Source organism: Mesorhizobium sp. M5C.F.Ca.IN.020.32.2.1 (assembly GCF_004023105.1).
Lineage (GTDB): Bacteria > Pseudomonadota > Alphaproteobacteria > Rhizobiales > Rhizobiaceae > Mesorhizobium > Mesorhizobium wenxiniae.
The window spans coordinates 1-1,162 of the sequence record NZ_RZSX01001314.1 but is presented as its reverse complement, the minus strand read 5'-3'; the positions used below and the strand labels follow the sequence as shown (position 1 = coordinate 1,162).

Here is a 1,162-nt window from a genome sequence, read left to right as displayed (position 1 = left end):
GCTTAAATTCCTAGCATAACTGCCGTCACTAGTCAAGTCGAAACTACCCATAGTTGCAGGGCAATCACTTCACGCTTGCGCTGCATCTCAATACTTGCCGCTTCAGGCCGCTTCGCCGCGCTGTCTCGCCTTTTGACGCTTTCTGCGCGGGCCGCTGATTTCCCACCTTTTGTGGAACCACATCCACTGGCCTGGATCCTCGCGCACCCAGCGCTCGACCACGTCGTTGAGCAGCTGGGTGGTGCCGTGGACGTCGACACTGCCGCCGGCGGTGCGCGGCAAGGCCAGTCTGTCCTCGATCTCGAGCCGGAAGCGGTTGCCGGGCAAGCGCACGCAGCGCGCCGGATAGACATCGCAGTCATAGTGCCGCGCCAGGGTGCCCAGAACCCGGTTGCTCTCGCATGGGCGGCCGAAGAATGTCGTTTCGAGCCCGCTCGAGAATTTCTGGTCGACGAGCACGCCGATATTGCCGCCTTTCTCCAGAATGGCCGCCAGCGCGAATGAAGCGCCGGTCGAGGAGGGCAGAAGCGATCCCATGGTCGAGCGACGAGTCGAGAGGATGTAGTCGGCAAGGTAGGGGTTGTTGGGCGGGCGAAACAGCGCCGTGATGTTCATGCCGAAAGTGGCTGCCGCCACCGGAAGCAGTTCGAAATTGCCGAGATGCCCGGTGAAGATGATATGCGGCTTCGGTTCCTCGGCGATATGCACGAAGTGCTCGATCCCCTTGACCTCGATGCGGCCCGGTTTCGTCGCGGCGGGATCGTAGTCGAACAGGGCGTCGAGAAAGATGTATTCCGCGGCGAGCCGAGCCATGTTGCCCCACATATCGGACGCGATGGCCCGGATTTCGCCGTCGCTCTTTTCGGGGTATGCGTTGCGCAGATTGGCGATGGCGACGTTGTGGCGTCCCACCCACGGACCAATGCGGCGGGCGGCTCGGTCGGCGAAATTGAGCGCGCTGTCGACCGGCAGCAGACGCAGCAGCCAAATTATCGTCATCGCGACGCGCGCAAGCAGCCAATAGTTGAACTGGCGCAGCCGCCTGCCGTGGCGGAACGCCAAGTCCCGGCGGAGCTTCCTGAAGGCGTTGCAGACCATTCCTAGCCCATGATGTTTTTAGACAGCAACATCAATGATCAGCCGACGCGCAGGATGATCTTGC

At 61.6% G+C, this 1,162-nt stretch carries 1 protein-coding gene; it reads right to left on the bottom strand.

Annotated elements, in window-relative coordinates:
- Positions 1-102: 102 nt before the first annotated feature.
- Positions 103-1,098: a lipid A biosynthesis lauroyl acyltransferase gene (locus EOA86_RS35595; RefSeq protein WP_128345732.1), complete on the bottom strand. Its 996-nt coding sequence runs from the start codon at positions 1,096-1,098 to the stop codon at positions 103-105.
- Positions 1,099-1,162 lie beyond the last annotated feature (64 nt).

Bases quoted from the DNA above. Each gene is read 5' to 3' on its own strand.
- EOA86_RS35595 (WP_128345732.1), bottom strand. From the start codon at position 1,098: ATGGTCTGCAACGCCTTCAGGAAGCTCCGCCGGGACTTGGCGTTCCGC.